This window comes from Flavobacterium sp. FG68, assembly GCF_057808895.1.
This window is the reverse complement of sequence record NZ_JBMDIY010000008.1, coordinates 139123-164729: the sequence shown is the minus strand read 5'-3', so window position 1 is coordinate 164729 and position 25607 is coordinate 139123. Positions and strand designations below refer to the sequence as shown.

Annotated in this window: 19 protein-coding genes and 1 tRNA gene; 8 read left to right on the top strand and 12 right to left on the bottom strand. The window is 32.7% G+C overall.

Going from position 1 to position 25607, the window contains the following annotated elements:
- The first annotated feature begins 98 nt into the window (after positions 1–98).
- Positions 99–170: transfer RNA gene (locus tag ACODSB_RS07615), tRNA-Glu, on the top strand.
- A 154-nt stretch (positions 171–324) separates the two neighbouring features.
- Positions 325–576: a 30S ribosomal protein S20 gene (gene rpsT / locus ACODSB_RS07610; RefSeq protein WP_053473851.1), complete on the top strand. Its 252-nt coding sequence runs from the start codon at positions 325–327 to the stop codon at positions 574–576.
- Between the two features lie 230 nt (positions 577–806).
- On the opposite strand, the gene ACODSB_RS07605 is transcribed toward rpsT, so the two are convergent.
- Positions 807–1217 carry a response regulator gene (locus ACODSB_RS07605; protein ID WP_488936589.1) on the bottom strand — a complete coding sequence of 137 codons (411 nt, stop codon included), beginning with the start codon at positions 1215–1217 and terminating at the stop codon, positions 807–809.
- Between the two features lie 6 nt (positions 1218–1223).
- Complete coding sequence (locus ACODSB_RS07600) at positions 1224–2879, bottom strand: PAS domain-containing sensor histidine kinase (RefSeq protein ID WP_235992075.1); 1656 nt, start codon at positions 2877–2879, stop codon at positions 1224–1226.
- Positions 2880–3101: 222 nt separating this feature from the next.
- On the opposite strand from ACODSB_RS07600, the gene typA reads away from it, so the two are divergent.
- Positions 3102–4898 (top strand): translational GTPase TypA, encoded by a 1797-nt coding sequence (typA, locus tag ACODSB_RS07595; RefSeq protein WP_053473854.1) that lies wholly within the window; start codon positions 3102–3104, stop codon positions 4896–4898.
- 170 nt (positions 4899–5068) lie between these two features.
- Here typA and ACODSB_RS07590 read toward each other — a convergent pair whose 3' ends face one another.
- Genes ACODSB_RS07590 through ACODSB_RS07580 form a run of 3 tightly spaced genes read right to left on the bottom strand, consistent with a single transcriptional unit; the run spans position 5069 to position 9182 of the window.
- On the bottom strand, positions 5069–7414 hold the full coding sequence (locus ACODSB_RS07590; RefSeq protein WP_488936588.1) for a T9SS type B sorting domain-containing protein: 2346 nt from the start codon (positions 7412–7414) through the stop codon (positions 5069–5071).
- Between the two features lie 15 nt (positions 7415–7429).
- Positions 7430–8266 carry an ABC transporter permease gene (locus ACODSB_RS07585; RefSeq protein WP_488936587.1) on the bottom strand — a complete coding sequence of 279 codons (837 nt, stop codon included), beginning with the start codon at positions 8264–8266 and terminating at the stop codon, positions 7430–7432.
- Between the two features lie 7 nt (positions 8267–8273).
- Positions 8274–9182 carry an ABC transporter ATP-binding protein gene (locus ACODSB_RS07580; RefSeq protein ID WP_488936586.1) on the bottom strand — a complete coding sequence of 303 codons (909 nt, stop codon included), beginning with the start codon at positions 9180–9182 and terminating at the stop codon, positions 8274–8276.
- 107 nt (positions 9183–9289) lie between these two features.
- On the opposite strand from ACODSB_RS07580, the gene ACODSB_RS07575 reads away from it, so the two are divergent.
- Positions 9290–10342: a hypothetical protein gene (locus tag ACODSB_RS07575; protein WP_053473858.1), complete on the top strand. Its 1053-nt coding sequence runs from the start codon at positions 9290–9292 to the stop codon at positions 10340–10342.
- A gap of 160 nt (positions 10343–10502) precedes the next feature.
- Entirely contained in the window at positions 10503–11360 is an 858-nt protein-coding gene (locus tag ACODSB_RS07570; protein WP_488936585.1) for a hypothetical protein, read from the top strand.
- Positions 11361–11503: 143 nt separating this feature from the next.
- Here ACODSB_RS07570 and ACODSB_RS07565 read toward each other — a convergent pair whose 3' ends face one another.
- Complete coding sequence (locus ACODSB_RS07565) at positions 11504–15232, bottom strand: metallophosphoesterase (protein WP_488936584.1); 3729 nt, start codon at positions 15230–15232, stop codon at positions 11504–11506.
- 27 nt (positions 15233–15259) lie between these two features.
- Between ACODSB_RS07565 and ACODSB_RS07560 the strand changes: the two genes are divergently transcribed.
- A complete protein-coding gene (locus ACODSB_RS07560; RefSeq protein ID WP_488936583.1) occupies positions 15260–16438 on the top strand; it encodes a Pycsar system effector family protein in 1179 nt (392 codons plus the stop codon).
- Between the two features lie 334 nt (positions 16439–16772).
- On the opposite strand, the gene ACODSB_RS07555 is transcribed toward ACODSB_RS07560, so the two are convergent.
- Positions 16773–19142 (bottom strand): GAF domain-containing protein, encoded by a 2370-nt coding sequence (locus tag ACODSB_RS07555; RefSeq protein WP_488936582.1) that lies wholly within the window; start codon positions 19140–19142, stop codon positions 16773–16775.
- Between the two features lie 232 nt (positions 19143–19374).
- On the opposite strand from ACODSB_RS07555, the gene ACODSB_RS07550 reads away from it, so the two are divergent.
- Together ACODSB_RS07550 and ACODSB_RS07545 are read left to right on the top strand one after the other, a co-directional pair.
- A complete protein-coding gene (locus ACODSB_RS07550; protein ID WP_291146984.1) occupies positions 19375–20127 on the top strand; it encodes an SDR family oxidoreductase in 753 nt (250 codons plus the stop codon).
- A 73-nt stretch (positions 20128–20200) separates the two neighbouring features.
- A complete protein-coding gene (locus ACODSB_RS07545; RefSeq protein ID WP_488936581.1) occupies positions 20201–20782 on the top strand; it encodes a TetR/AcrR family transcriptional regulator in 582 nt (193 codons plus the stop codon).
- Positions 20783–20870: 88 nt separating this feature from the next.
- Here the strand turns inward: ACODSB_RS07545 and ACODSB_RS07540 are convergent, their stop codons facing one another.
- From ACODSB_RS07540 to ACODSB_RS07520, 5 genes are all read right to left on the bottom strand, one after another.
- On the bottom strand, positions 20871–21929 hold the full coding sequence (locus ACODSB_RS07540) for a nucleoid-associated protein (protein WP_053473864.1): 1059 nt from the start codon (positions 21927–21929) through the stop codon (positions 20871–20873).
- Between the two features lie 44 nt (positions 21930–21973).
- Complete coding sequence (locus ACODSB_RS07535; protein ID WP_232679028.1) at positions 21974–22333, bottom strand: four helix bundle protein; 360 nt, start codon at positions 22331–22333, stop codon at positions 21974–21976.
- A gap of 113 nt (positions 22334–22446) precedes the next feature.
- Complete coding sequence (locus ACODSB_RS07530; RefSeq protein WP_053473866.1) at positions 22447–22989, bottom strand: IS1096 element passenger TnpR family protein; 543 nt, start codon at positions 22987–22989, stop codon at positions 22447–22449.
- A gap of 287 nt (positions 22990–23276) precedes the next feature.
- Positions 23277–23876 (bottom strand): HPP family protein, encoded by a 600-nt coding sequence (locus ACODSB_RS07525; RefSeq protein WP_256637493.1) that lies wholly within the window; start codon positions 23874–23876, stop codon positions 23277–23279.
- Positions 23877–23955: 79 nt separating this feature from the next.
- Positions 23956–25233: a chloride channel protein gene (locus ACODSB_RS07520; protein WP_488936580.1), complete on the bottom strand. Its 1278-nt coding sequence runs from the start codon at positions 25231–25233 to the stop codon at positions 23956–23958.
- Positions 25234–25607 lie beyond the last annotated feature (374 nt).

Here is a 25607-nt window from a genome sequence, read left to right as displayed (position 1 = left end):
TTAGGACGCCAGGTTTTCATCCTGGTAAGGGGGGTTCGATTCCCCCACGGACTACAATTTCAATTTTATTTAAATTGAAGAAAACTTAGAATGAAACTGGTCTGTTCGTCTAGGGGTTAGGACTCCAGGCTTTCGTCCTGGTAACAGGGGTTCGATTCCCTTACAGACTACAAAATTAGTTGTAAATAAGTTTTGTAAAATAAAAATTGGTGTCTCGGTTTTTGTTTTATTAGTTAAAACCAAAGTGATTGTTTTACAATTGTGGGAGGTTTTTCTTTTTTAACTAGTATTTATAATTATTATTACATCTAAAATTAAAAGAAAATGGCAAATCATAAGTCAGCATTAAAAAGAATCAGAAGTAACGAAAAAAGAAGAGTTCTTAACAGATATCAACACAAAACTACTCGTAATGCTATTAAAGCATTAAGAATAGCTACTGATAAAGCTGATGCAGCTGCAAAATTATCAACTGTAATCTCTATGATTGATAAATTAGCTAAAAAGAACATTATCCATGATAATAAAGCTTCTAACTTGAAGTCTAAATTAACTAAGCATGTTGCTAAATTGTAATTAATTACAATTTCCTAAATATACAAAAAGTCCTCTTTTAGAGGACTTTTTTTGTTTAGACCACATTGAAAAATTCCAATTAAAGAAATTCCAAATTCCAATCTAGAGTTGAATTTTAAAATAAGAAAAATCCAAATTTCAATACTTTTTTAAAGTTGAAATTTGGATTTTTTATATAGTAGATTTATTTTGTTTGGAATTTGGAATTTCAAATATTGGAATTTACCAATCTATGTGATTTTCTTTTTAAGATATTCAAGCATAGCCTGAGTGATAGGTTTTGAAAGAAAGTCTATTATAATAGGATATTTTTTTGCTTTCGCTAAATCATCGGGATCAATTGTAGAAGATAATACAATGACTTTTGCGGTGTTGAATTCGGCATAATCACTAGAAGTGAAATGATCCAGAAACTCCCAGCCTCCCATTACAGGCATATTTAAATCCAAAAAAATTAATTCCGGCTTTTTATTTACTTTGTTTTTATTGTTGGTGTATTTTAAAGTATTAAAATGGTGTAATGCTTCTTCGCCATTTTGAGCAGTAATAATTTCATGCGAAAATGAAGATTTTGAAATTACTTTTTTGCATAACATCAACGTAATTGGATCGTCGTCAATGCATAAAATTTGCTCAAGCATAATGTATTAATTTTTAAATGTTATAGTAAATGTGGTGCCTTTATTGACTTCACTATCAATACTAATTGTTCCTCCCATAGTTTCTACCTGAGATTTTACAAGGTACAAACCTAATCCTTTACTGTCAGGATAATTATGAAATCTTTGATAAAGTCCAAAAACTTTGTCGCGATTTCTTTCCAGATCAATTCCAATTCCGTTATCCTTAAAGGTTAAAATGGCATGATGATCTATTTGATCTGCTGTAATTGATATTTTTAATTTTCTGTTTTCAGATTTGTATTTTATAGAATTGGTAAGCAGATTCAATAAAATGCTCTCAATATAAGCTTTATTGGTAATTAAAAGCGGAACTCTGTCAAATTTTAATTTGATAATTGGTTTATGTAATTCAATTTGAAAAGACAACTGACTAAAAACATTTTCAAAAACTTCTTTTAAAGAAACCTCTTCTTTTTGCATGGAAGGATTATCTTTAATGATAATCACTTTTACTAAATCATTTATGGTTTCATTTAATAAATGAGTTGATTTTGTAAAACCAGCCAAAATTTCTTCCAGTTCTTCATTTTCGATTGGAATATCTTCAATAAGATTTAAAAGTCCGATTAAATTAGATAATGGTGCACGAAGGTTATGTGATGTTATATAAGAGAATTGTTTTAAGTCTTTATTGTTTTGTGTAAGTTCTCTAATAAGATGCTCTTTTTCTGTTTCCAGTTTCTTTTCGTCTGTAATATCTCTCTGGATTGAAATCCAGTGTGTGATTGCTCCTTCATTATTGAAAATAGGAATCATTGCAAAACGTACCCAATATTCTTCTTGAGTTTTAGTATACGTTATGGTTTCAATTACACATTCTTCTTCATCTTTTATTGCCCGCAAAAGTTTTTTTAATTCTTCCGAATCAGATTTTGGACCTTTAAATATATTGGTCGATTTCCCGATAATTTCATTAGACTGATAGCCGGACATTTGTGAAAATGCCGGATTTACGTAAACAATTTTCGGTATTTTGCGATCTTGTGAGTTGGCTTCGGTAATTAAAATCGAATCTTTAGATTGTGTAATTACGGTTTCTAAAAGTTTTAACCGCTGTTCTTCTTCTTTCTGTTTGGTAATATCCTGGATTGCTCCAATCATTCTAATGGCTCTTCCGTTTTCATCTTTTAGTAAAAAACCTCGGTCTAAAACATATTTATAGGTACCATCGGCACATCTAAATCGGTATTGATCCTGCCATTTTTCTGTTTTTTGTTCGATAAAAGAATATAATTTGATCGACATTCTAATACTGTCTTCAGGATGAATTTTATCAAACCACCATTTTGAAGTCTTTCCAACTTCTTCCGGATTATAGCCAAAAACGCTCTCAATTCCTTTGTTCCAATTTATGGTATCTTCCTGAATTTTCCAGTCCCAAATAGTGTCACTTGTTGCCTTTGCAACAATATCATATTTTTCGTTTGACTCTTTAATTTCCTCGTTTGTGCTTTTTAATTTCTGAAAAACAGAAATATTTTTAGTCTCATTTGTTGAGAGTATATATTTGAAAATGAATGCGGTAGATATTATAAAAAAGACGTCCTTTGCAAAAAAGAAGTAAGAGTATTTTGCTTCAAAAAAGTAGTCTATGAGTAAATTATGACAGACTATTGCCATAATTAGCGATATGATAACGTAAACGAGAGTAATTTGGAGAGTTTTACTTTTCATTACTCAAATATAGTTAAATTAACTATAATTAAACAATAACTAAAGTTCATTTTAGGGTGCAAATTAACACTAGATTAATGAACTAATTACTTGTATATACGCAAACTATCGCAGAAACGTTTTTTTTATCAAAATAAAGTGTACTTTTGCACCCATTAAAAATCACAAATGGAATCTATTAGAAATATTGCAATTATTGCCCACGTCGATCACGGTAAAACCACTTTGGTTGATAAAATTATGTATCACTGTCAATTATTTCGTGACAACGAAAATACAGGTGATTTAATTCTTGATAATAACGATTTAGAGCGTGAGAGAGGTATTACTATTACTTCTAAAAACGTTTCTGTTCAATACAAAGGAACAAAAATCAATATTATCGATACTCCTGGCCACGCGGATTTTGGAGGTGAAGTAGAACGTGTATTGAACATGGCCGATGGTGTATGTTTACTAGTGGATGCCTTTGAAGGTCCTATGCCGCAAACTCGTTTTGTATTACAAAAAGCTATTGACTTAGGTTTGAAGCCTTGTGTAGTTATCAATAAAGTAGATAAAGAAAACTGTACTCCGGAAGAAGTTCATGAGAAAGTTTTTGATTTAATGTTTGAATTAGGTGCTACAGAAGAGCAATTAGATTTCCCAACTGTTTATGGTTCTGCCAAAAACAACTGGATGTCTGATGATTGGAGAAACCAAACTGAAAACATTGAGCCTTTATTAGACATGGTTATTGCTAATGTGCCTGCTCCTAAAGTATCAGAAGGAACGCCACAAATGTTAATTACATCTTTGGATTTCTCTGCTTTTACCGGACGTATCGCTATTGGTCGTTTAGAAAGAGGTATCTTGAAAGAAGGTATGGCAATATCTTTAGTAAAAAGAGATGGTACTGTAACGAAATCAAGAATCAAAGAATTACACACTTTTGAAGGTCTTGGACGTAAAAAAGTTACAGAAGTTATTGCAGGTGATATTTGTGCTGTAGTTGGTATTGAAGGTTTTGAAATTGGAGATACTATTGCAGATAACGAAAACCCTGAAGGTTTAGCTTCTATCGCTATTGATGAGCCTACAATGAGTATGTTGTTTACAATTAATGACTCACCTTTCTTTGGTAAAGAAGGTAAATTTGTAACTTCTCGTCATATTAGAGAAAGATTGACAAAAGAATTAGAGAAAAACTTAGCTATGAAGTTAGGTGAAACTGATTCTGCAGATAAATTCATGGTTTTTGGACGTGGAGTACTTCACTTATCTGTTCTTATTGAAACAATGAGAAGAGAAGGTTATGAATTACAAATTGGTCAGCCTCAAGTTATTATCAAAGAAATTGATGGTAAAAAATGTGAACCAATTGAGGAATTAACAATCGATTTACCAGAAAACCTTTCAGGTAGAGCAGTTGAGTTCGTAACAGTTCGTAAAGGTGAAATGTTAAGTATGGAAACTAAAGGTGAGCGTATGATTATTAAATTTAATATTCCATCTCGTGGAATTATTGGTTTAAGAAATCAATTGCTTACAGCTACTGCTGGTGAGGCTATTATGTCACACCGTTTCATTGGATATGAGCCTTTCAAAGGAGAAATTTCAGGACGTAACAAAGGTTCATTAATTTCTATGGAAAAAGGAAAAGCAATTCCTTATTCTATCGATAAATTACAAGATCGTGGTAAGTTTTTCGTTGAACCAAATGCTGAAATCTACGAAGGTCAGGTAATTGGAGAAAACTCTCGTGGAGATGATATGTGTGTAAACGTAACGAAAGAGAAAAAACAATCTAACGTTCGTTCTTCTGGAAATGATGAAAAAGCGAGAATCATCCCGCCAATTATTTTCTCTCTTGAAGAAGCTTTAGAGTACATTCAAAAAGATGAATATGTAGAGGTTACGCCAAAATCTATTCGTTTGAGAAAAATCTATTTGACAGAAACTGATAGAAAAAGATTTAAAATCTAATTAGATTTAAATTTCAATATAAAAATCCCAAATTCCAATTAGGAGTTTGGGATTTTTTTATGATTCAAATTCGAATCTTTTATAAATTGGAATTTGGAATTTAAGTATTGGAATTTTTAAAACCGATATTATTGGAATTTGGAATTTAAATATCGGAATTTAAAAAAACTTTATCTTTTCAAACTAAAATGCCCTTTCACATTTTTGCCGTCTACAAAAATCAATGTAAACCAATAATCGTCAGAAGGAAGCGGCTGTCCGTTAAAAATTCCGTTCCATCCCGGACTGTTTTGGTTCATTTGTTTCAGGAGTTTTCCGTAGCGGTCAAAAATATTTAAAGTATAATTTGGTAACAAATTGGAATCTCCAATAAGCCATAAGTCATTGAAAGTGTCACCGTTTGGCGTAAAAAATCTAGGATAATCTAAAACATAAACCACAAATGCATTTGATAATCCGCAGCCGTTTTTATCTCTTGCCACTGCCGTGTAAGTTCCTGCAGGTACGCTTGTAAATAACGGTTCGTTTTGAAAAGTTGTTCCGTCTAATGAAAATTCGTAATTCCCAACTCCGGTATATTCGATAGAAACAGAGTTTTCATTTCCTGAAAAATCTTTTACAACTGCATTCGTTATGATTGCAGGTTCAGATAAAATAACCTTGAAATTTTTCGTTTTTTCGCAGCCATTTGCGTCTGTTACCGTTACAGAATAATCGCCGGGAGCATTAACTAGCAAGGTGTTACTATTATTTGTTGGAGCAGTATTCCATGAATAACTGCTAAAACCAGCCGCTACAGACAAAGTTGTATCTCCATTTTGGCATAAAAATTTCGATTCTTCTTCAAAATTTGGTGGATCGAAAGTATTAACCACGAGATTGACTGGTACAACATCATAACAATCTGGGCCATTTACGACTCTTGCATATATTCTTTGATTAAAAGCAGTTGTATTTTTAAAGATATTTGGTAATGGATTTATTTCAACCAAAGCATCATTTGCATTTAAATAATAACTAGCAATCAATCCGCTTGGAAGTCCGGCAGTTAGTACTGGTGTAACTTCTGTATTTAAATCAAATTGATAAAGTCCATCCTGAATTTCGTCTCGGTCACAAGTAGCTATCGGACTCGGATCTGGAATTGAGGTTGGAGAAATTTTTAAGGTTACTTCGGCAATTTTAAAACAGCCAAATTCATTTTCTAATCTCGCATACACAATTTGATCTGCATATTTATTGATATACATTTCTGGCTTTACAATTTTACTTGTTTTAGCCTGTGCCTGTGCTAATGTTTCATAATAGCCTTCATTAATAATGTAAGCCGCATTATTTTTAACAATATTGTTGGCTTTATCTAAGTTAAAAATTGAAATTCCATCTGTATTGTCATCGCATTGAAATAAAGAAGTATTTGAGGAAGGAATTTCGGGAGCGTAATCAATTTTTATTTCTCCAGACAATACACACGTTGTACCAATAACAGTAGCTTCAACTCTATAATTTCCGGCACTTGTAACCTTGTAAGTTGAGTTTGTGCCAAGGATATTAGTCGGGTCATTTTTTCTGAACCATTTAAAAGTATAAGTGGCAGGGTCAAGATTGCTGTTTAGATCTATTTCTTCTCCAAAACAAGCCGGATTATTTGTGGCAGTTGTACGATCTTGCCCAAGTAAAATTTTTGAAGCAAAACTTCCAGCTTCAAGGAAAATGGCAGATTCCAGATATCGATATGTATCATCGGCCACAACGAGTTTTACATGATATGTTTTTCCTGTTGTTACGGTAGTCTGCGCCGTCATAACAGTAGTTTGTCCAGCATAATTTACCGGACTTGTATTGTTATTTAAACCATGAAAATAATTTTCATTTGAAGCCGCACAGCCTTGATAGTTAATTCCGCCGGGTCTTGTTCCGGGTTCAATTTTCGGACGAATATTTATAGACGAAACAGGCGTAGTAGTATTTGGCAATACAGCTAAGTTTTTATAAGGATCTGAGGTTCCAACTTCTTTAATTAAAAAAGCAAATCCATCTGAAAACTCACAAGGATAATCGTACTGATATTCATTTGAGGCAAAAATATAATTAAAGCTCAATGCACTTGTATAAGCAATAAAATCAAATTCTAATACTGTTGAATTTATAGAATGAATACCTAATATTTGATCAAGATCGTTGTCACCAAGCCAGTTAGGACTGTCACTGCTAGTTAAGTCACTAACAAAAGGCCCAACAGCACTTTCGGCAGTTGATGTTGCCAAAACTATTCCTTCGGCAAAAGGGAAATTACTTCCGTTGCTGTTAAAATAACCAAAACTCTGTTTTCCAGGCCTGAAAGTATCTCCGTTACCTGTTGAATTTGTAGCAGCAGCACATGAATTATTCACCAGAATATCTTCAATAAGCTGCTGCGGTGTTTTTTGATCATCAATAGTGATAAACTGCGCATTTACCTTTACAGATAGACAGCATAAAAATAAAATAATTAAAAAACTTTTTGCCTGATTCATAGTATAACAAATATACTATAAATCCCGATTTTTTAATAATTTGTAAGAAAAATATACAAATAAAAATGTCCAGATTAATACAATTAGAATTGCAAAGTAGCTTACACTATAATCGATATCAGTATTAATTCCCATTTGTGTTCCAATATTCTTAACGATAGATAATCTTGGACCAGGATTAACAATTAAATTAGCCATTGATTCTAACGGAAGAAACTGCGTGATTTTTTCATCGGTATCGCTGTCTGGAAAAACAGTAAAGGCAAGGTAACCTCTAATTATGGCTTCGATTATATTCCAAACTAAAAGAAAACCTAATGCAAAAGCCGATCTTTTTACCAAAATTCCAAGAAATAAACAGAATGAAAAGAATCCGGTTAGCTTTACAAAAAAAGCCAGAAGATAGTCTAAATCACTAAAAATAATATCAAGTTCAGTATAGGAGGAAAAAATTAAACCTAATATCAAACTCATCACAAATATAAAGACAGTTGAAGCAGCTGAAAATAAAACTACAGTTAGAAATTTCGAGAGAATAAATTCTTTTTTACTCAAGCCATCAATTAAATTTTGTTTAAGTGTTCCATAGCTGTATTCGTTAGCCATCATGGAAACAATTACGATCGCAAGAAATAATTTCAAGATAGCGGCAACATAAGTATTAAAATGCCATATAAACGGAAAGTTAAAAATTCCCATTTCGGCCAAGTGAAATTTAAGCGGGCCAAGATTAAACTTTATTGAAGCAATTAAGGCTATAAAGGAGAGCAGAATAAAATAAGTTAAAGTAAGAATACGACTGGCTTTATTCATCCAGATTTTTTGTAATTCTATAGATATAAGTCTTTTCATGGCTTAGTTAGATTTTTGGATTTGTATTTTTGGTTAATTCTAAAAATTGGGCTTCCAAACTATTTTTACGTTTGACCAAATGACTTAAAATAATATTTTTTGAAAATAAAAACTGATTCAATTCCTGAGCAGATAAATCGGCTTTTAAGTAAACCAAAACTTTTCCATCTTCGTCCTTAACTTCTGCAACGGCCTGATGGCTGTGTAAAGCAGATTTCAGCGCCAGATTATCATCTGAAGAAATTTCAAAGAAACCTTCATTTGCAGACATTCCATCTACAGAACCAGAATATAAAACTTCGCCTTTTCTTAAAACAACAACGTGCGAACAAACTTTTTCGACTTCATCTAATAAATGTGAAGCCAGTAAAATGGTAGTTCCCTGCGATGCAATTTCTTTAATAATATCTCTAATTTGATGAATTCCCTGCGGATCTAACCCATTCGTCGGCTCATCTAAAATCAAAATTTCAGGATCGTTTAAAAGTGCCGAGGCAATTGCCAGACGTTGTTTCATTCCCAAAGAAAAAGTACTGAATTTGCTGTTTTTTCTTTCTGATAAACCAACAAGATCAAGCTTTTCTCCAATTTTAGAATAATTGATGCTTTTAATTTTACACACCAATTTTAGGTTTTCTTCGGCGGTCATGTACGGATAAAAGTTCGGACGCTCGATAATAGCGCCTACTTTTTTCAAAGCTTCATGTGTTTGTACATTTCCGTCAAACCATTTATAATCGCCTGATGTTTTGTTGACAACATTTAAAACAATTCCTAAAGTGGTTGATTTTCCACTTCCGTTAAGGCCCAGGATTCCGTAGACGTGGCCTTTTTGTATGCTAAAAGATACATTTTTAAGCGCCTGAATGCGCCCGTATCTTTTACTGAGATTCTGAATAGTAAGGATGGTTTCCAAATTTATTTCGGTTTTAGTTTTTAGTATGACGATTCAAATTCTATATTGTTACGCCAAATTTATTTTTATCATCTTATTGATGTAAATTTGTAATAAAGATATTCAAAATGAGCGAACCGTTGATGGTGTTAAAGAAACCTTCTTTTCCTTTAACACAGCCACTTTTAAGTTATTTAGACAGATACGAGCGTATATCGAAAGTTTCTGTGTTTTATGATGACTTATTGCGATTTTCAGGTTCGGTTAACGTTTATGATAAAAACGAAACCGATACATTATGGATTCGGGTTTATTACAATGAATTTGAACGAAATGAAATTGACCTCAATTTAAAGAAAATCTATTCACTTTTGCATTCCGATGGAAACAGCGAAATTATTCAGTTTCTAAATATTGATGCCATCGACTATTGTACATTCGGAAATTCAAAACCTTTTAGAATTAAAGTCCGTAATATTCTCAACGATAACTACGTTCACTTTTATATTAAAAAAGCCGATGCTTCAAGAATTTACGGCTTAGAATTAGAAGATATTCTTTCGCCGGATAAAATCAACTTTTTGGTTTATAATGATACTTTAATTGAAGAACATATTATCGGAATTCCCGGCGATGTTTTTATGGATACGCTGCTCGATAAATGTACTGAAATGGAGAAAGCACAAATCGCCAAAGAATTCGTTAAATTTAACGAACGCTGTATGATCAGGCTTTTGGGCGATATGAGAGCGTATAATTATGTAATTGTGCCAATTCACGATTTTGATCAGGTAGTTTATAAAATTCGGCCTATCGATTTTGACCAGCAATGTTACGAAGGAAATTTCAAAGTATATCGTCCGCAGTTTTTTAAGGAAAACTATCCGATGATTCAGCTGATTAAGGAAAAGTTAGAAGAACGTTCGATCATTCAATATAAAGATGAAGAAAGAGCAATTCTAGCAAAACGAATCCATTCTGCCGAAAACAGAATTAAAAAATTATTAAATATAATGTGTCACGATACCATTTCGACAGAAGAACATTTAAGTCAGTTAAAAATGGAATTGTACCGATACACAAACGATATGAAATTTAAAAACGCCAGATCAATGGGACACATCATGCAGGCCGCTTTTGAATTCATCATCCGTAATTTTAAAAACACAAACTTAGTTTAAAAGGTTAAACCATATAAGTTATATAAGTTCATTAAAGCAAAACCTGAATTTCTTGTATTTCTTATTACTTATATGATTTAAAAAAGTCAATGCAAGTCCATAAGCAAAAACTTAAATTTTCTTATATAACTTATATGGTTCAAAAAAAAAAATCAATCTTATGAAAAAATCTTTTTTAGTAGCCGTTTCTATTGTTTTATTAGCTTGTCAGCAGCAGTCTGGTGATGATTTGAAAACGCTTTATTCGCTTCCAAAAAAATTAAAAGAAGTTTCGGGAATTACCTATTTCCCGGAAACCAATTTGATTTATACTTTGGAAGACAGCGGAAATAAAAATGCCATTTATGCCATTAATTCGAAAGGAAAATTAGAAAAGACAATTACGATCTCAAATGCCGAAAATGTAGATTGGGAAGATATTACCAAAGATAAAACAGGAAATATTTACATTGGCGATTTCGGAAACAACGATAACGAACGCAGAGATTTGTGCATTTATAAAGTAGCCAAAAATCAACTGAATAAAGAGGCGGCTTCCGCCGAATATAAAATCTCATTCTCGTATCCGGAACAAACTGAATTTCCTCCAAAGAAAAAAGAAATGTTTTACGATGTTGAAGGATTCTTTGAACACAACGGCTACTTCTATCTTTTCACCAAAAACCGAAGCAAAGGTTTTGACGGAACTGCTTTTATCTATAAAATTAAAAATGCAAAAGGAACTCAAAAAGCAGTTAAAATAGGAGAGTTTAAAACCTGCAGTAATTATAATCATTGTGTTTTAACAAGTGCCACAATAAGTCCCGACGGTAAGAAAGTAGTTTTATTAAGCCACGATAAAATAGTTTTATTTAAAGGCTTCAAAGGAGATTTATTCCACAAAGGAACCCAAACCGAAATAAGCCTAAACCACTTCTCTCAAAAAGAAGCCATCGTTTTTAAAGACAACAACACCTTACTCGTAGCCGACGAAAAAACAAACAAAATAGGAGGAAACGTTTATGAGTTTAAACTTTAAGTTGCTAAGGTTCTAAGAAAAAAAGTTTGCCACGAATTACACAAATTTCCACGAATTATATTTAAATAAAAATTAGTGAGAATTAGTGTAATTCGTGGCAAAAAACTTTGAGCCTTTGTTACTTAGTCTCTCTGAACCTACAACTAGAAACTGTACGCTGCTCCAAAAATAACCCTTCCAACTTCATCGGGAGATTTAAAATAAGAGATTCTGGCAGTTAAAACATTAATAGCATTCAGCCAAAGTCCGCCGCCGTAATCCTGATGCCATTTTTTGGAATCTTCACCATCAAGCCAAACTCTTCCGTAGTCAAAACCACCTAAAATTCCGTACGTAAAAGGAGCAATCGTTTTACGGATTTTACCCAGACTCAAACGCAAATCAGAACTTTGAGAGAAATAAGAACTTCCTAAAAAGCGCTCATTTCTAAAACCTCTTAAATCAGTATCACCGCCCAAAGCAGCTCCCTGATAAAATTCGTAGTTATTGTTAAAAATGGCTTTTCCTTTTACATAAGTTGCTAAAACCAGTTTTCCGTTATGATCCAATTTATGTGTAAATCCTAAAAAACTTTCCAGCGTTGGGAAATTTTTCTTCGTGTCATCTAAATCTGTTGTCCAGGTTGCAGCAATCATGAAAGCCATTCCCAGAGTTGGTTTAGCAGCAAAATCAGAATTTTTGAAAAGATATTTCACTTTTAAACTTCCGTAATTTTGACTGTTAAATACATCAGGGTTTACAATATTCGGAGTATCGATAAATCTGTTTTCAGTTTCTTCAACCGTCATTCTCTGGAAAATAGGCTGAATGCTGAACTCACTTCCATATCTTCCTACGTGGCGAATGGCAGTTGAGGCATTAAATTTACGAATACGAACACGATTATAATCCATACTAACATTATCATCATATTGAGATTCATTTCCGTAACCAAAATAATTCATCGCAAAATTTGGTGTTGTATAAAGAGATTCAACATCTATAACCCATTTACCTAATAATCCGGGGAAATGTGCCACATAATTAAACTCTAAACCTCCGGTTGCGAAATAATAAAAGGCATTTAAAACATGTCTCTGCGTGTACGGATTTTGCTTAAAGTTATTTACTGTATAATTTAAGTTAATACCTAATTTTACACCATCATCAGGATTAAAACCAATATTTGGTAAACCGGAAACAACATTATATTTAGGTTTTTGAAAATTGTACAAGTTAACATCGTAATCGTCTGTTAACTGAGTTTGGGTTTTAGAATCAAGGTTATACGTGTTTTCTTTTGATTTGAAATCGTAAACAATAACCTTTCTTCCATTTTCAATATTGTAAGTATCATTGTTTTGACCGCCAATTAAACGGACTTTAATTCTCGATTTTTGATCGCCTTTTACTTCAAAAACATCATTATCATCTAAACCATAAATCCATAAATTTTTAGTTTTAGCGTCATGGACTGTTTTAGTATAAACTAATTCATCGCCTTCTTTTTTGACTCTGAAAACCTGAATTTCAATACTTTTTCGGGCATTATGATTTAAAACAAACTTGTCTTTTTTATCTGTTCCGGCAATCATAACCGTTTTACTTAAAACATCAGAATATTTTACAGCATATTCCTGAAGCTCTCTTTTTCTGTTTTTCAATTTTCGAATGATTTCATCAACCGTTCCATCCTGAACCTCTTTTGGCATAGCTTTAAAAGCATTTTCTATATCGCTGTCAGATAAACTTTCCTGAATAAATTTAGCCTGTTCAATCCAGTCTTTTTCTTCAGCAGTTTTTAAAAAAGCCAAATCCATAGGATAAGGTTCCCTGCTCAGCCATTTTACATTGCCAATTTTATCTTTAAAAGTACGCATATGGCGCAATGCCGGAATATTCATTAAAATAGAAAGCAGCGCACCGTCATATTTTGCAAAAGCCTGATCTCTGTCTCGAGGAATTGGTCTGTAAATAACTTTACCATCTTTTTTAAACTCAGCCCAGCGCCATTGATCAGCGTGACGGTCCCAATCGCCAATCAACATATCAAACAAACGTGCTTTTATATATTCTTTTTCATCAACCGAATATTTTTCATCCTTATGAAGATTCATCATCATATCATCTGTACTGATAATATTACTCGGATTTCCAAAGTTTTTAGCGTCTAAATGATTATCAGCAGGTCTTTCCTCAATCATATACAATTGATCTCCATAACCTGCGTTAAATTCGCCTAAACCTTTTTGTTTGGGAATATAATATAAAACCGGATTGGTATGCAAAAGACCAATTTTGTCTGACATACTGCCAGTTACAAATGGAGCATATGGATGTGAGGTCGTATAAAAATCAAATAAGAAACTTTCTGTATAAGTATCTTCAAAATCATTTACAATATATTGATCTTTAAAAGCTACAGATTGTAAAAATACCGATGCACTTTTTTTCATGCCGCGCATTACATATTCACGGTTTTTTGAATCAGACATTCTTAAAGAAACAGATTGATGTCCGCCGCCTTCGCGAATAGGTTTTAATCCGCCTTTTAAAGTATCTAAAGTGGCTACTTTTATATCAATAGGCATGCTGTAATATTTTCTGTAATGCTGCCCGAATAAAAATCTGTGAAACATACTTTTATCTGTCATTTTTGCGGAATAGATAGAAGTTGTAATTCTTGGAGGAAAATTATTCGAAATGTCTGATGCCCAGTTAATTTCTTTTGCTTTTATAATTTCTTTTTCAAAAAGCAGTTTTTCTTTATTGTTTTCATTTCCGTAAAACGAAACTTTGGCATCGCCGCTTTTATATAATGTTAAAGCTGCATAACCGTTTCCGCCATACGAAAAATCAAATGGATTTATGGCTCTTGCAGCTTCCGATTTTGATCCGGCGCCGCTGATAATCTGCTGAATATTTTCTTTGCTGATATATTGCAGGTTATGATCGTGACCGGAAACTACAATTACATTTCGCTGTTTTTGCAAAAGTGTTTTTATTCGTTTTGCATAAATAGTATATTGTTTATTTTGAAGATCCTGCGGACTTACTCCAGATGTTTTCCTTAATAAATTAATAAAAGATCCAATTACCGGAAGCGGGATTTTTTTCTCTAACGGAAATAATTGTTTTTCCCAGGAATATTGACCGCCGTGACTTCCGTTACTTAATAAAGGATGGTGAATGGCTAAAACAACTGTTTTTTCCTGATTTTTGTTTAAGATACTTTCCAGTTCCTTAAAAAAGTCTTCTCTCGTTTTTATGTCACAATTATCGTTTATTGTGGGGTGATTATCCCAATCTTCCAGAAACCATTCGCTGTCAATAGTTACTAAAGTTGTAATGCTGTCAATTTTTACATCTTCAATAGGGCATGATTTTCTTGGCAGAAAAGCCTTTTTATCATTTAAATTTTTTGTCACAAAATCGGCCTGCAATTCTAAACCTTTTATACCGCTGTACCAATCATGGTTTCCGGGAATAAAAATTGTTTTTCCTTTAAATCCCTTAGCTAATTTTAACTGGTTCGTCAATTTTGTTTCTGCCAAAGCTTTGTTATCAGTATTGTCAGTAGGAAAACCTTTAGGATAAATATTGTCTCCTAAAAAAAGTAAAGTCGATTTTTTACTCGCTTTTTTAAGCTTTTGGTGTAAAAGCTCAAGTGTTTGCTGTGCCTGCTCTTGATCAGCATTTCCGGCATCTCCAACAAGATAAAAAGTGTGGGCAATTTTTATAGTATCTGTTGCGTTTTCTGTTTCGTTAGCACTAACATCTTTTCCGTACTGCGCCTTATGTGTGGCACAAGAATAAATAAATGTTAAAGTTATAATTGCTAATGAAAATTTTTTAACCTTAGCAATAAAATGATTATCCAAAAACAATTTCATAATTTAGTGGTATAAAAATATTCTTTTATGAACCTAATAGAACAATCCGAGGATTTCGTCGGTAATTTACTCAAAGATAAACTTTCTAATTTATATTCTTACCATAATTTTAACCATACTTTCACAGTAGTTTCAGCCGTAAAAGAGCTTTGCAAAAAGGAAGATGTAGAAAGTGATGACAAAGAGGCCCTTTTAGTTGCAGCATGGTTTCATGATACAGGATATATTCAAGGTTATGAAGATCATGAAGCTAAGAGCGTAAAGATTGCTGTTGATTTTTTAAAAGAAAAAGGAAAATCTGAAAAGTTTATCGAATTGGTTTCCAGTTTGATTTTGGCTACAGCCAAAGATTATCATCCAAAAACACATTTGGAAAAAATAATTAAAGATGCTGATTATGCCCATTTAATGGGAACTGAATATGTTACAACCTGCGAATTACTACGTTTAGAATTGAAAAATACAGGAATTGTAAATTTTTCAAATGCTGAATGGACAAAGGAAAACCTGAATTTTTTACTGAATAAACATAGATTCTACACGGATTATGCTTTAAAAAAATGGCAGCCTTTAAAAGAAAAGAACCTTATTTTGATTCAGAAAAAAATAAATAAGCAGGAATTGAAAGCGGCGGAAGAACTTGAAAAAGAAACCAAAAAAAGCGAAAAAGTAGAAAAACCAGATCGCGGCGTTGATACCTTATTTCGCGTTACGCTTGGAAATCATACTCGTTTAAGCGGAATTGCGGATAGTAAGGCGAATATTTTATTATCTGTAAATGCAATTATTATTTCGATTGCACTTTCGTCTATTATTCCAAAATTAGACAGTCCGAAAAATGCGCATTTAGTTATCCCGACTTTTATTATGCTGATGTCGAGTGTAATCACTATTATTTTTGCGATTCTTTCTACAAGACCAAAAGTAACTTCGGGTGTTTTTACAAGAGAAGATATCGAGAATAAAAAGATTAATTTATTGTTTTTTGGAAATTTCTATAAAATGCCTTTAGAAGAATACGACTGGGCAATGAACGAAATGATGAAAGACCGCGATTATCTTTATTCGAACATGATCAAAGATTTATATTATCTGGGATTGGTTTTACAGCGAAAATATAACTTGCTTCGTATTGCTTACAACCTATTTATGTTTGGAATTATTGTTACTGTAATTGCGTTTGTAATTGCTTTTAAATCGATTTAAATTTTAAAACACATAAAATTAGACGCGGATGATACGGATTCGCTTCGCGAAAACGCTGATAAAAACAGATTTTTTTCTGTTATTATCCGCGTTAAATATTTATCCGTATAATCTGCGTCTTCGCGAAGCGAATCCGTTTCATCCGCGTTCTTTGTCTATAAAATTTAAACACATAGAAACATAGGTTTTTATGGGGAATGAAAAAGATATAAAAAGAAAACAAGTTTTCTAAAACATAGCTATGTTTGTTTAGACAAGTGAAACGCCTTTTTTAAGTTTCAAAAGTCTATGCTTCTATGTGTTAAATTATAAATTCAAAGAAAAAGCGCAACTTTTAGTTGAGCTCATCTAATAAATCCTGATAGGTAATTTTCTTTATTTTTGAATTATTTACGTTATTAATCACTTTTACACGAATCGCTTTTAAACCAGAAACTCCCTGAAGATCTTCAATTTCAAATTGTTCTATTGAAGGTTCCAGAATTTTCTTGTGCTGCAAATATTTAATGTATTTTAAATATTCTGCTTCTTCACTGTTTTGAGAATATACAATTGTAATTTTCTCTTTTTCGGTAATTCTTTCGTTTGTTCCCTTAATGTTCGATTTATCGATACGTTTTTTAACGACCTCATATCTTGCATTATAAGTTCCGTCAACATCAAAACGTTTTTCATCCATTCTAAAACGAATAGAAAGCGGCGAACTGAAAACCAAAATCAGTGAAGTAACATCTAATTCATACGGAAGCGATTCCTTAAGCTGATGATGTTCTAATTCCATTTCGCATAAAGTCTGTAACTGCCACAAACGTAAATTGTGCAGGTACATAATATCAAACGGTTTTGTTGGCGAAATCGAAGCTCCAATATATAAATTATGCTCAACACCATCCGTTTTAAAACGTTCGTAATAATGCGGATAAATTTGCTGTGCTTCAACCTGTTTTTTGTCTAATACAGAAGCCAGTCTTTTATTGATAATCGACATCGCATTGTCAAACTTTTTTCTTTCCTGATAAAACATTCCGGTTTTTTCGTCCAGACTTTGAAAGTACAATTCTTCTAACTGTTTATTTTTAGCGTTGTCTTTAGTGTTTCTCAGTATTGGATGAATTTCGTCTTCAATATAACGCTGAATATGCTGTTCCATATCTGCTTTAAGCGGAAAGTCCAATTCACTTCGAAGTGATTCCAATTCGAATTTTCTTTGCTCTAAAAGTACCAGGTTTGAATTTGGTTTTTGATTATCGAAAATTTCCAAAAGAGCCGTAAGCTGATTTTTCAAGTCAATTTTAACCGTTTCATTTCGGTGTTCAGAGGAACCTTTAATATCAATTTGTCCGTATAACGGGAATACATTTTTAAATACAATTTCCTTAAAAATATAATCTTTCGTGTGATTTATATTTTGGAAATAGTTTTGAGATTCTTTTCTGAATTTCCAGTAAACGCTTGGGTGAATCGTAGTATATTCACGTTGAATAATAGCTTCAACCTGATGCTGCATATCTGTATTATAACGATCAATAGTATCTGTTAAATACGGTAAAACCAATTCTAGTTTTGTTGCATTTACGCTGTTTAACTCACGAATATTATCAGAAACCAATTCAACAACGCCCAGTAAATGGTCGTCTTTTATAACCGGTGCAAAAACGCAGCTTTGAATTCCCTGACTTAATAAATGTTCGCCAAGTTTTGGGTTTGAAGATTCTTCGATAAACTTTTTCACATTTGAAATTACAAACGGTTCCTTTTTATCTAAAAGATTTTCAAATGAACATCCAAAAAAAGCATTTTTACAATCTACTTCCTGTGTAGATGAAAGTAAAAAGCTCTGCATTTGGTTATCAAACTTTATTGGTCGTACAAATTTTTCTTCTTCAGGATTATAGATAATAAAACCAACTTTTAAACTCGGAATTTTAAAAATAGACCTGAAGATGTTTTCTATAATATCTGTAGAGGCAACTCTTGAAGTTTCCGGTTTTAAAAGATTACTTTTTAAATTAGAGATTGCACTTTCTGTAGTTGCATCAAATAAAGAAACAATCCCGAAACCTTTTAAAATCCAGCTTCTTGGCGGAAATTTAGATTTCCATAAATCGATATCATTATAATTATCAATCAAAATGTCAATATCGTCCTGTGTAAGCTGCGGAGCATTTTCTGTAGGTGTGATTTCCATGAAATCGGCATTGTACAGAATACGATAATGTTTTTCTACACCTTCTTCATCTGGAATATCATAGAAAAAAGGTTTATTAAAATCAATATTTTGATGATAATAAGCGCTTAAAATCAAACAGCAATTATTAATATAGAATTGGTGATCATCAAAATCACGAATTTCCATGTAAAATTCATCACCGGCATTACGCAATATTTTCTTGAAACGCTCTGTATAATTAAATGATATATTTTGAAAAGGTATTGTTATGGCTTTTATTTCATTGTTTGTCAAAGCCGTAGGGAATAAGTCAGCAGCAATGTTTTTAATTAACGCTTCATTATCCTTAATAGTACTGTAATCGCGAATTCCTGTTCTGAATTCCGGGTACGCTTCAATTTCTTTTAAAATCGCTTTGGCGTAGTTAGATCGGTAATCAACATTAGATAAAGCAATCTGCTCAAAAGATTCAATTAGTTTATGAAATGAGATTATCGTTTCGAAAGGACTTTCGGCTGGTAAAAGACGATCCATCTGTTTTTTTGTTTTTAGAAATACAAAATTAAGCATAAATTAAGAATTGGCGACATTTTACGATTTGTTTCCTTTATGGTTACATAGATATAAACCCTTATAAAATGGCACTTTCAGAAGTGAATAATTATTTTAACAAAAAATTAACTTTAATAATAACGGAACGATCGTTCCGTTATTATATCTTTGTACCATAATAATTGAATAATCAATAACTTAAATAACAAATAAAATGAAAAATTTAGAAAACAAAGTAGCTATTGTAACAGGTGGAAATAGTGGAATTGGATACGCAGCAGCAGCTGATTTAGTATCAAAAGGGGCAAAAGTAATTGTGACAGGAAGAAACAAAGAAGCTTTAGCAAAAGCCGAAACAGAATTGAACGTTACCGGAATCGTTGCAGATCAATCTGATTTAAAATCTATTGACAGTTTAGTAGAACAAGTAAAAGCACAATTCGGAAAAGTAGATATTCTATTTTTAAATGCCGGAATCGCAGCTTTTGCTCCGGTAGATTCAGCTTCAGAAGATCATTATGACAGTATTATGAACGTGAATGTAAAAGGAGTTTATTTTACAGTTCAAAAAGTATTGCCAATTTTAAACGATGGCGGATCTATTATTTTTAATACTTCGGTAAATGCTCAATTAGGAATGCCGGGTTCAAGCGTATACGGAGCAAGTAAAGCAGCGGTTCTATCTTTAAACAGAATATTTGCAGCAGAATTAGCACCAAGAAAAATCAGAGTAAATGCAGTTTCTCCTGGTCCAATCGAAACACCTTTGTATGGTAAAGTTGGTTTAGAAAAAGAAGAAGTTGAAGGTTTAGGAGCTGCTTTAGGAAACAAAATCTTATTGAAACGTTTTGGACAAGCTTCTGAGGTTGCAAAAACAATTAGTTTCCTTGCTTCTGATGATTCTTCATTCATTACAGGAACCGAAATTGTGGTTGACGGCGGACTTACTGTAAACACAGTATTATAATTTTTTTTGACTTATTCAGGAACGATTGTTCCGTTTAATTCTTATATTTGTAAAGAAATTTAATTTTGATGTCATGGCTAGAACGAAGGAATTTAATGAAGATCAGGCTTTAGATAAAGCAATTGAAATTTTTTGGCACAAAGGTTACAACGGAACATCTGCCCAGGATTTGGTAACACATTTAGGTTTAAGCCGCTCTAGTTTGTATGATACTTTTGGCGACAAACAAAAGTTATTTTCAAAATCTTTGCAGCGCTATCAGCAGCAGAATCAAGATGCTGTAAAAGAGCTTTTGGATAAATCTGAAAATGTCAAAGAAACATTGCATGCTATTTTTAAACAAGCAGTTATAGAAAGCCTCGAAGACAGAATTACAAAAGGTTGTTTTATGGTAAATTCTTCTGTAGAATTAGCTATGCACGATGAAGAGATTGCTAAGATTGTAAAAAACAACAGTCAGACAATGGAAGAAGTTTTTACAAATGCAGTGAAAAAAGGGCAGGAGGCAGGACATATTTCCAAACAGTTAGATGCGAAAATTTTAGCCCGATTTATCTTTAATAATTATTCCGGAATTAGGGTTTTGGCCCGCGCCGGAGAAAGAGATAAACAAGTTTATGATGATATTGTAAAAGCAGTTTTTTCTCTTTTATAAATCGAAAATAATGGTAATAAAAAAATGGCAATTATATTTTGTAACTGCCATTTTTTGTTTTAAGTAAGTAATAGAAAATGAAAACTTCTTAGCTTTTTTCTTCTTTGTTGAAATACACTAAGTAGTAATACATTTGTTTTTCTTCATCCCAGCCTTTTTCAACAAATTTTTCTGCACTTTCAGGATTGATAAAATCCATTTTAATCTGAATATGCGTATCCAGGTTAATTACGTTTTTAATCGATTTTCTGGCGTCAGAAACTGCTGCGTTAGCAATTGGGAATGAGGTTACATCTTCGATGCTGTATTTTTCTCCTTTATCAACTTTATAATTTTTGAATTCAGGAATTAAGTCTGGATTGTCTAATACTTCATTTAAGAAGTTTTGCTCTTCGAACTGATCATTTTTAGCGAAATAATTCACAGATCGGTTCATAAACATAACTTCTTCTTTTTTGTCTTCTGCTGGTAAAACAACATCTTTTGCGAAGTTTTGGCAGAATTTTAGATATTTTTTTGTGATGAAGTTTTCGTCTTCAAAAGCGTCTACTGATAAAAAATGCTCTAACCAATAACGCGCGTCGTAACGGTTGCTGTCTACAGTTAGAATTTTATATCCTTCTTCTTTTTTATAGTTAAAAATCAAACATCCTTTATCTAATTTGCTCAGGTTGATTCCTTGCTGCAAAATCATTTCCAAGTTGCTGTTTTTTTCTTCAAATTGTAAAAAGTCAGCTTGCAATTCGCTTTTAAAAATCCCGATTGCGTCAACTACATTATTATCAATACTTAAGTTTGTTAAGTACGTTACATAAACCTCTCCGTTTTTAATATGCGGATGATTGGACTGCTCAAATAAATGCGTCGTGATTTTTTTTGAAATCTCCTGTAAATTAGATGGATTAGCAAAAATCTCCGTTGCATATTTAAACATGTCGTTGTAATCCAAGTCCACTTCGTGCGCAAACTGATAATAGTTTTCTTCTTTCTCTCTAAAAGGTTTAAAGAAGTACTCTTTTATCAAAGGCACAATTTCATCATTTAGATTAAATGGCTGCTCTGATAAAAAAATAGCTTCGTTACGGCTTTTGTTCCCTACGCGGTGTATCGCAAGCGTCTCGATGTGGGTGTTGAATAAATTTATCATGTGTTATTTAGGTTCAGAGTTACAGAGGTTCAAAGGGACAAAGGTTATTTTCTGTCTTTTATTTTTCTGATAAAAGAGCTTAACATTCGTTCTATTTCTCTGCTTTCTCCATTTATTTTATTGAATTGATACTCGGTTATATATTTTAAATTGAATGAAATTTCAAGCTGAGTCTGCATTTCAAACAATGATGAAATTGAAATATTTAAGAATCTCAAATAATCATTATTTCCGTCTCTTCCATATCCCTCAGCAATATTACTCGGTATTGATATAGAACATCTCCTAATTTGTGAAGATAGTCCATAAATTTCTTCTTTCGGGAATGAATTTGTTAATTGGTAAATTTCGGTAACTAAGTTCATTGATTTTTGCCAAATCAGAAGGTCTCTAAAAGTATTCATATTTTGTATTTAAAAATAAAACACAAAAATAAAAATATTCCTACAATAAAGAATCGAAGACTCTAAGAAAACCTCTGAACCTTTGCCTCTCTGAACCTCTGTCCCTTAAAAAATCAATTCCAATTTTCCTCAAATCCATAATCTTCAAAGCTGTCATCGCCTTCGAACATATCAAGATCATCTTCGTCTAAATCATCTTCAAATTCTCCGTAGATGTCGTTGTGCATATCATCTGCTTCGAAGTTTTTTTCAAGCGCTTCGTCCGGCATTTCTCCGTGAGAGAATAAAGTTTCAGGATACGTTGCACCAACTGCTTCATCTTCAACAGCAGCTAGTTCAACTAAGAAAGTCCACATGCTGATGAAATCATAAACGTAGATAATCTTTGTATTTTCTTTATCTAAAATACTAGATAACGGATAATCGTTCATGGTTCTTTGTTCACCCGGAACATCGCCAGTATCAAAAAGAGGAATTTCATCTTCCTGATTCCAAGTCTCATCACAAGTATAAAATGAAGCAACTTCTGATCCGTCAAAACCAAAAGCGTTGAAGATCGCATTGTGTAAATCCTCAAGCGTATCGTCTTCAAGAATAGCAATGTCTCTAAAAATATCTTCTTCGGCGTCTAGAATTACTCTAAATTTATAAACCATAATCTTTGTTTTTATTGAGAGGTCAAAGGTAAAATATAAAAAATGAAATACGAATTGTGAATTACGATTTGTTGAAAAGATTTTTTCAGCTTTCTGATTATGTGGCGTCGATTGTCAGGCTGAGCGAAGTCGAAGCCCCGATCCAATAGGAGCGCCCTTCGACTTCGCTCAGGGTGACAATCGTATACTTCACATTCCTGCAAGGTTTTCAAAACCTTGTAGGTTTCAGGTATTGCTCAAGTTATACCTACAAGGTTTTGAAAACCTTGCAGGAGCAGACAAGAGTATTACTTCCCAGTCAATCTCTTTCTAATTTTATGATAATGTTTGTGGTACGTACTATGGCTAGGATAACTTCTGCTAGAAGTCATATTATTAAAAATCAAAGCCGTTAAAAGTAAAATAAGTACACCGCTTAAAACCGGAGAAAGCACATACATATATCCCAAAGCTTTTACTTTTTCTGTTCCAATAACAGCGATTAAAGCTGTTGCGCCTCCCGGCGGATGAAGTGTTTTGGTAATCTGCATTAAAATTATGGCAATAGAAACGGCCAATGGAGCAGCGATATACATAATATCCGGAACCAGTTTATGGACAGTTACACCTACAAGAGCAGAAATTACATGTCCGCCAACCAGATTTCGGGGCTGAGAAAACGGACTTTGAATAATTCCATAAACCAAAACGCTCGAAGCTCCAAAAGAACCAATTAAATAAACAGCATCGCTACCGGAAAAGTGAATCGATTGTACGTAAGCCAGAATTCCAATTCCAACAAACGATCCTAAAAAAGACCAAAAATGTTCCTTATAATCAATTAAAGTTTCTTTATAAAGAATGTAACGTGTTTTGCGATAGCTTCTTTTAATTTTAGGAGTGGGCATAATGATATAATTTGTGGTATTTTTTGCCACAGATTTATAATCCTTTTAATCTGTGAAATCTGTGGCCTAAAAAAAATATTTATTTCGTTAAGCTTGGGGCATAACTATATACTGTATAAGGATAAAGTGTTTTTGCTGTGTATTTTGAAATTAAACAAACAACAAGAATCGGTAAAAACAACGTATAATCATTTGTTAATCCGCATACTAAAAATATTGCTGTAAATGGAGCATGAATACTCGCGCTCAAAACAGCCGCCATTCCAATAATCATAAAGTTAACCGGAATTACATTTACATGGAAAAAACTATTTAAAACCGAAGCCAGTAATAATCCTAAGAAAGCCCCAATAAACAGACTCGGAGCAAAAACGCCGCCGTCGCCGCCAGAAGCTAATGTTATAGAAGTTACAATTGGTTTTAGAATTAAAATTCCGATGAATGTTAAAGCTAATGTTATAGTTAAAGGTATTTGTGCCGAGTTTCCGAAAATGCCTTTTATAGCATGATAACCTTCGCCATATAATTGGGGAAAAATAAATAAAGAAATGCTTAAAACTGCAGAGCCTATAATTATTTTATAATAATGAGTTCCGATTTTTCCAAACTGTGATTTAAAAAACAAGACACATTTGGTTAAATAAACCGAGTTCATTCCGGCTAAAATTCCTAAAAGGATAAAATACGGAATGGCTTTTAAATGCCAGGTTTCAATAGAAACGGCAAACAAAGGTTCTTCTTTTAAAATAGAAAGCAAACTAAAAGCAACTGAAACCGCAATTACATTCGAAATGATAAAAGCTCGTGTCACTTTTCTGGAAATAACTTCAAGAGCAAATAAAATTCCCGCAATTGGACTGCTGAAAAGTGCTGTTACTCCGGCTGCAACTCCGGCGCAGATTAATTCGGTTTTGTACTGACGGAAAACATTTTCTTTCTCGTGTGCAACGGAACCAATTGTGGCTGTGGCAACTACGGTAGAAACTTCGATTCCTGTTGAACCTCCAAAAACTACAGTCAATAATCCGTTGATAAAGTGTGATGGGATTTTATAAGAGGGAAGATTCTTTGTGGTTTGCGTACTTTCAAAAACTTCTTTGATTCCTTTGTTTTCTTTTTTCTTAAAAAGATATTGTCTCAGAAAATAAATTACCGATAATCCGAAAACTGGAAAAAGGATGTAGAATAATGGGTTTACCGAAACTTGGTGAAAGAAGATTTCTTCGTAATACTCTGTAATTTTTTTAAGTGAAATTCCGAGGAAGGCTGAAAGAAAGCCAATTAAAATAGAAACAATAACTAATTTTCGGAACTTAATGAATTGATGATTTTTTTTGATTTGCGCCGTTTTATTCATCAGAAGTGATTTTATAGTCGCAGGATTTTATTTGCGATTTCACAAAATTAGGCAATCAAATCTGTTTTTTAATAATAATCGCTCCTTATTATATGTTAAAATTATTAAAATAAGAAAATTCTTTCAGTGTGTTTTTCTCTGCATATCGGTTATTTAGGAACAAAGAAACAAAGAAACAAAGGTTCAAAGGTTCAAAGTTTTTTCTTAAGCCAACGACTAAACACACAGTTTTGTCATTTCGAGGAACGAGAAATCGCACTAGAAACTCCGCACAGAATGTTGCCAATCTTTATCGATTCACTAGTGCGATTTCTCGTTCCTCGAAATGACAAACAGTATTTTTAAAAAGAAAACTTTGTGCCTTAGTGTCTTCG